Source organism: Mesonia aestuariivivens (genome assembly GCF_019311235.1).
Classification (GTDB): domain Bacteria; phylum Bacteroidota; class Bacteroidia; order Flavobacteriales; family Flavobacteriaceae; genus Mesonia; species Mesonia aestuariivivens.
Map to the genome: position 1 here is coordinate 1 of NZ_JAHWDF010000031.1, position 6,239 is coordinate 6,239.

The window sequence follows — 6,239 nt, forward strand, 5'->3', positions numbered from 1 at the left end:
GCCTACAGATACATTTTAAAGGCACTTCATTTTGCTAATTTACAAACGATATAAAACTAGAAAACCGCTCTAAAGCGGTTTAAATGAATACGTTTTTTTTTAATTATGGGGTTGTGCAACGGTTACCATTGTTGTGTTTTCGTACTTTTTTTTCTGTTGTTATGTAGTTCCTTATCTATTTGCATTAATAGCTGCTTCTTCAATCCAATTTTGGAAATTTTCTTTACCATTATTCCAATCATAACTATAACGTTTATAGAAATCAGATAAAGTGAATTCTTTACCAAAATCACTTTCTTTAAAGTGTGAGTTTTTAATTCTTGGCAAGTCTTTATATTTAATCCAATCATCTTCCTTGTATTCAAATAAGTCAAGAGTTTTCCCATCTGTACTTACCTTTAATGAAAGATAACTGAAAGGATTTTCTCCTCTCCAAAATTTTGTTTTACCGTGCTTATCTTTAATCCAATTTATTCCAACTCCAACTTGTCCTTTTTTCATTTGAAAGCTTTTGAATATTTCATATCGAACCCAACGCCTAGAATAAGTTTCAGAGCCAATTAGAACACAGGTTACACTTGAACCTTTTAACTCATCATCTATAAGAGATTTAATCTTTAGGACTTGTTTTTCTTTAGCTTCCTCCCAAATTGAAGAATCACGAAATACATCTCCTTTTTTTCTAAACTTCCCGCTATTACGTACCACATTTGCTCGGAAGTCAACTACGTCTTGGTAATGAAATGAAAAATAAACGCTCCTAGCCATTTAAACAGCACTTTTTCAATTAGTTGTTGGCTCGTATTTCGATAGCTTCTTCTATCCAATCTTCAATGTTATCTTCTATATGTGAATAAACGTTCGTACTAGTTGAGTAGGGTGGATTATAGCACTTAACTATAGAAGAAAGAGATTTACCATTAACGTTAAAATCTTCAAAAGGATTTCTTCCTTTATTTGATTGGTTTCCATCTTTGTCCTTCAGATTATGAATGTGTATTCCAACCAAAGCTTTCCCGTCTTCCCAAGCTTTTTTTATTTCGTGTTTTATCCATTTCCGACCTGCCGTATTCTCTCCAACAAAAACGACAATGCAAGATTTACCATACATATTATCGTTAATCCATTTTTCAATTGCCGAATTACCACCATTGGTGACTTCTTCCCATTTGTTTGAGGTTACGATACTGTTACCCTCAATTTTACCCATATTTCTGACTTGGTTTGCTCGCCAATTATCAGGAACGTAATGAAAACTTGTAAATACTTTTCTCGCCATAACTATGTTTTTTGTAGAATATTAATTGCTTTTATTGTGTTATTTATTATTTCCTTTTTTGTCGCATTGTCTCTGCCAAGTTCCTTTATGGCATTGTGTAAGTCTGTGTTCGTTGGATAATAGCTTTGTAATTTGCTTGTTACTTCCTTCCATAAGTCCTTAGAAACAGAGCCTGTTGTACCAATTGGTATTGGGATAACATTATGTTTGAGGCAGATTTGAAACTCTTCTTCCATTCCGTTTGAGTTAACTAATTCACCGTCAACTATTTTATTGCCAAATACAAAAATTGCAATACCTGCCTTAGATATCATTTCATTTCTATATTCCGTCCATACTTCTGAAATACTCTTAGTGCCTGATTGTATTTGAGGAAAAGGTCTAAGAATCAATAAATCATCTAGATTTCTATAATTTGAATTTAGCTTAAAATCGAGTGCTCCATTTATCACAATACTGCCAATTCCAAGACCATAACCTGAAACTATTTTATATTCATCTTGAGCCAATTTATAACTAAGAGAGTGAATCAAGTCTTTAGCTTCTAATTCACTATAAGGCGTGTAATCGTGTGCAGCACCTGAAACAAAAATATTTCGTCTTTTTATTCTCTTTTCTATTTCTCCTAAGATTTCTGTTATCTCGTTGTATTCTTTAATCATTACAGCGTGAATACCGTATCTAATTAAATCGTCAATTTTTAACTCCTGTTTGATTTTTGCGTAAATGAAATCCTCTTTGTTTTCCTCATCTGACTTATCAAGGTCATTGAAGTCAGCTTGACTTAGCTCTTTAAAAAAACAATAGTGAGTGGGTGTGTTATCTTTTAGTAGTACTTTGATTCGACTTAAAATATATTCCAAATTAGGGTCGTCAAAACTGAAACCAATAAATAAAAAAGTTTGAGACAGTAAATCTCCTCTTAGTGCAGTCGAGAAAAATTCTTTTTTATCATTATATGTTTCATAATCATCTTTTGTTAAAATGGCTTCATCTGGTGAATCTTTATCACCGTGCATTTTATAAACAATAGCATCCTTTTTCTTGATATTTCTAGAAAAATCAAGATTCCTGATTTTGGTTTCTACGGTTTTACCTTCTGATTCTAAACTTCTCTCAATCAGTTTATCATAATTTGTAGTCCAATATGTATCAATGTCAAGTCTGGATAAAATTTTGTGATTCTCATTCCCTGTTGTAAGGGTCGTAAATTCATTAATAATTTTGTTGTTTATCTTACCCCTTTTGAATTTATTGAAATGATATTGTGCAACTGAAATTAAGTCGTGCTCTTTTTCGATATCTAATTTCAATTCATCCGCTAAGTCTCTTAGTAGTTCTTTCCAATTTACAAAACCCGAAGCAGCAGAAAGTCCTGCACCCGCAAAGATTGCAGCATCACCATTATTGATTTCAGTTATAAAATCAGTTATAAACTTCATTTGGTTTTGAGTAAATTCCATTTTTTATTTTGTGATTTTAGTTCATTTTTTGGTTTTCCTGTATGAAACATAACGTGTTTATGTAAGTAACGTTGCGTGTTTGTGTGCGAGGATTTTTCGCAGGAAAATCAGAGCTGGCAAACGGGCAACGACCAAACTGTTTAACTAAAATAAGCAATGTTTTTTACACGGTGTGCCTGTTGCACAACCTCTTTCTTAATCAAATTTAAAATTAATAGTAGACTTCAATAACACCATACCCTTATAAATCAAAAATTTAACTATTCATAAAAATCAGAATAACCCTCTTTTCTTAGAAATTTAGACTTGTGCAACGGTTACCGGTGTTGCCAACAGTATTTATTTCCTTTTTTGTCCAACTGAACCTCTTGTTTCCAATATTATATTATTATCATCTATTAGTAATGTCCATTTTTCGAGCTGCTCAAAACAATATTTGGATAAAGGGCTCGTCAGTTCTTGTATTTCTTTTGGCATTGAACCATTGAATCTGTTTACTAAATACTCATTTCCGAGATATTTGATTGTTAGTGATTCGATTAATTCAAAATCAAAGTTTTCAGGCAGCGTTATTTCCGAATTATCTTTGTTTAAAATAGACAGTTTTGAATTCTTTTCATCTTTAATATTTAAAAACAAGTCCAAGTCTATTTTAGAAACATCAGATTCTTTTCCATTTTCGATTACTTTTAAAATCAATGGATTGTTTTTAGCTCTTATTTCTCGTAAAGTTAGGTTTATATCATTAATCAGATAAACTTGTTTTTCCTTTAGTATAGACTCTAATTCTTTTTTAAATCCAGTTTTTTCCAAAACCTCATTTTGGTTTTCTTTAGCAATAGAAATATATTTTATGATACTATCTTTAGGTTTAGAGGAATATTTGTATCTCATTTCATTGTATGTGTCATCAATAAATAAATTGATTTCTTCATCAAGAAAATTATGAAAAACTTCAATGTCTTCTGCTTTTCCATATTTTAAACCTTGACTTTCAAATAATTCATTTTCATTTGATTTGATAGATTCTTTTACAGTATTAAATACATTCTCAATAATTTTCCGAGATTGAATTTGTTCAAAAAAAGCATTTGTTTCTTCTTTTGAATTTTGTGAGTAGACAAAAGTTGAAAAAGTCAGTAATAATGTTATGAATAGAGTTTTTTTCATATTGTTGGCAACGTTGAGTGTCGAGTAGGCAAGGGGATTTTCACCCCGAGCCTCTCACAGAACCGTACGTGATAGTCTCCCATCATACGGCTCTTCTAACTTGACATACAAAAATAGCTCATCCTTTTTTCAAGTTGGCAGTATGTACATCAAATTAGCTAACCCCTTTGCTCCACTCCCATTACAGGAGCTTCTTCACTACTACGAGTTAGTCCACCCCTATACCAAGCATCGCTATTCTGCCTCTAGTTTGCGCTATTGTACATTTCACTTTGCATCTTGGCACAGGTTCCCGAGTTCCGTAAATAAGCCCAAATACTGGTCATGCCTCCTAAATGACGCCTGCCGCCCAACCAATAAACAGGTGACCGCTGGACTTATAATGTTGGTCATACTTCAAACACTTTTGACAGAAGGTTGCACTTTCTCGACACTTCATCAGAGGTTCATTTGCATTCATCTCCAGTATTCATACCTGACTAGCTCGTGGCATAGCCTTTTCCATAACGCTCAATACCTTGACTCTTTATCAAAGCACCTTATGGTGGTTTAACGCTCTCCCCTGTAGGACAACATTGGTGGGTCGGTTCCACCATCTTATAAACAGTTGCGTAACGACTTTCAGCCGATCGTTACTCTCGGCACACATATGAAAAGTAACGTGTAAATAGGAGAGAACCTTTCCGCCAAACTACAAGCCAAAACTTTTGTATTTTGTTTTTATCTTTGCTTTTCAAAAGCCAAATCAAAAGATTTGGCGATTTACCAAATATACCAAAATTTTCGCTTTAGAGTAAACGTAGCTATTTGTTATATACGTTGTTGGCAAATGTATTTTTTATGATATCCAGTTAAAATGAAATTCAGTTATTCTCCATTGATTTTCTATTTTTTCAATCGTAAGAATATATCCTTGTCCAAAATCTCTGGAGATTATATATGAGCACTTTAAAATTCCTTTACTTTTTGATTCATTTAAATAAACTTGTGAAAATCTAAGCAGACCTCCAAATTTTTTGTTTTCAATGTCGAATATTTGTAAACCAGTTTTTATATGATTACTCATATAAAGGAACTCATAATCATTAAAATTATTTAGCTTTTTTAAATCGATTTTTCTCGGTATTTTATTTTGTTCAAATGACGCTGAAAGACTCGAAAAATTGTTGCTTTCAAGAATTTTTTTGATTTTGAAATTGTCTTTTTCAATAATTTCTAAAGTATCATCTACAAGAATAATCATCTTATCTTGCGATTCGATGCTGTCCAATTTTTTTCTCCACTTTATTAAATCAGGATATATTTTTATTGAATCGTTTGGAGGCGGCGGCGGCGGAAATTGTATGTGTTGAATTTCTAAACTATCAACGATTTGAGGAAGAATATTTGATATTATTTCTTCATCACTTTTAGTGTCGGAATTACAACTTTGTAAAGAAAGTGCAGTTATAAATACTATTATTAATGTTGATAATCGATTCATATATTTGCCAACGGTTCGTATAACCGTCAGTTACGGGTTAATATGCGTTAATTTTCGGGTTGGCACAGACGTTAGCAATTCCGAGTGGATTCGGACGTAGTCGAATCCGCCGTAATTGCGGTTATACATTGTTGTAGCACGTTTTTTTATTTTATATTTTCAAAGAATTCAGTCGGATTTCTTAAAAATCTGTCCGCGTCTGAATCTTTAATTAATTCCGCTAAATTTTGAATTTTCGGTTCGCACAAATTCCCTTTGTCGTCCATTAAAATCCATTCGTTTCTCTCGCATAAATCCAACATTGATTTTATAAAAGTCAGAGTTGAGTCGGTCAAGTCAGTACGAAATCGAAAATCCTCAATGTAATTTTCTTTGTCGTTAAAATCTATGCTTAAATCGTGGTCAAATTCCGCTTTTTCCGTTTTCCAACTCGTTCCGCCATTCCATTCCGCACGAGTGATTATTTTGTCAATGTCTTTTCTTAATTCCGAAATATCAATTTCAATTCCTTTCCACCATTTTGTTGAAATCGCATCTTCAAATTCAGGTTCTGGCGCATCGTCCAATTCCATATCGTAGTTTTTCCAATACTTTTCCCATTCAGCGTGTTTAATTTCGAGCTGTTTCGGTATTCCGCCATATTTTTCTTCAATCGGCTTTTTGGGAAGTACAAATGTTAGAAATTGGTTTATTGCCATTGAGTTTTCTTAAATGTTTTACAACGGCAGTCTGTCTCAAAACTACCTAATTTTTTTTTAAAAATAATTGAAATTAGGGGTAAAGCCAAAATTTGCATTAATTTTTGTTTGCTTTTGTATTAATGCCTTAAAAGTTCGTTTTAGTC

Annotated in this window: 6 protein-coding genes; all 6 read right to left on the minus strand. The window is 32.6% G+C overall.

The window, feature by feature from the left end; genetic code table 11:
- Positions 1–171: 171 nt before the first annotated feature.
- Positions 172–768 carry a TIR domain-containing protein gene (locus KW502_RS14855; protein WP_219041342.1) on the minus strand — a complete coding sequence of 199 codons (597 nt, stop codon included), beginning with the start codon at positions 766–768 and terminating at the stop codon, positions 172–174.
- A gap of 19 nt (positions 769–787) precedes the next feature.
- Positions 788–1,279 carry a TIR domain-containing protein gene (locus KW502_RS14860; protein WP_219041343.1) on the minus strand — a complete coding sequence of 164 codons (492 nt, stop codon included), beginning with the start codon at positions 1,277–1,279 and terminating at the stop codon, positions 788–790.
- Between the two features lie 2 nt (positions 1,280–1,281).
- Entirely contained in the window at positions 1,282–2,742 is a 1,461-nt protein-coding gene (locus KW502_RS14865) for an SIR2 family protein (RefSeq protein ID WP_219041344.1), read from the minus strand.
- A 339-nt stretch (positions 2,743–3,081) separates the two neighbouring features.
- Complete coding sequence (locus KW502_RS14870; protein ID WP_219041345.1) at positions 3,082–3,912, minus strand: hypothetical protein; 831 nt, start codon at positions 3,910–3,912, stop codon at positions 3,082–3,084.
- A gap of 838 nt (positions 3,913–4,750) precedes the next feature.
- On the minus strand, positions 4,751–5,395 hold the full coding sequence (locus KW502_RS14875) for a hypothetical protein (RefSeq protein WP_219041346.1): 645 nt from the start codon (positions 5,393–5,395) through the stop codon (positions 4,751–4,753).
- A gap of 146 nt (positions 5,396–5,541) precedes the next feature.
- Positions 5,542–6,093: a hypothetical protein gene (locus tag KW502_RS14880; protein ID WP_219041347.1), complete on the minus strand. Its 552-nt coding sequence runs from the start codon at positions 6,091–6,093 to the stop codon at positions 5,542–5,544.
- Between the last annotated feature and the right edge of the window lie 146 nt (positions 6,094–6,239).

What these genes read in the sequence shown, in the direction of transcription:
- KW502_RS14855 (WP_219041342.1), bottom strand. Translation starts at nt 768, where the DNA reads ATGGCTAGGAGCGTTTATTTTTCATTTCATTACCAAGACGTAGTTGAC.
- KW502_RS14860 (WP_219041343.1), bottom strand. Translation starts at nt 1,279, where the DNA reads ATGGCGAGAAAAGTATTTACAAGTTTTCATTACGTTCCTGATAATTGG.
- KW502_RS14865 (WP_219041344.1), bottom strand. Translation starts at nt 2,742, where the DNA reads ATGGAATTTACTCAAAACCAAATGAAGTTTATAACTGATTTTATAACT.
- KW502_RS14870 (WP_219041345.1), bottom strand. Translation starts at nt 3,912, where the DNA reads ATGAAAAAAACTCTATTCATAACATTATTACTGACTTTTTCAACTTTT.
- KW502_RS14875 (WP_219041346.1), bottom strand. Translation starts at nt 5,395, where the DNA reads ATGAATCGATTATCAACATTAATAATAGTATTTATAACTGCACTTTCT.
- KW502_RS14880 (WP_219041347.1), bottom strand. Translation starts at nt 6,093, where the DNA reads ATGGCAATAAACCAATTTCTAACATTTGTACTTCCCAAAAAGCCGATT.